The 230-nt window shown below is 67.8% G+C and carries 1 protein-coding gene; it reads right to left on the reverse strand.

The genetic code is table 11. The features are described 5' to 3' along the window. A partial coding sequence (locus tag ACQG3P_RS25320; RefSeq protein WP_426806579.1) for an AAA family ATPase occupies positions 1-230 on the reverse strand: 230 nt, incomplete at both ends.

Raw genomic sequence — 230 nt, forward strand, 5'->3', positions numbered from 1 at the left:
CTCGGTGAGGTAACCGCCTTCTTCGTAGCCCACATAACCCGGGGGCGCACCGATCAGCCGCGCCACGCTGAGCTTTTCCATGAACTCGCTCATGTCGATGCGGATCATGGCGTCGCTGCGGTCGAACAGGAACTCGGCCAGTGACTTGCACAGCTCGGCCTGGCCCACGCCGGTCGGGCCCCGGACCAGGACCGAGCCGCTCGGCCGGTTCGGGACGGCCAGGCCGGCAA

Origin of the sequence: Stenotrophomonas sp. SrG, from assembly GCF_050031795.1 — a bacterium.
GTDB classification, from domain to species: Bacteria; Pseudomonadota; Gammaproteobacteria; order Xanthomonadales; family Xanthomonadaceae; genus Stenotrophomonas; species Stenotrophomonas rhizophila_A.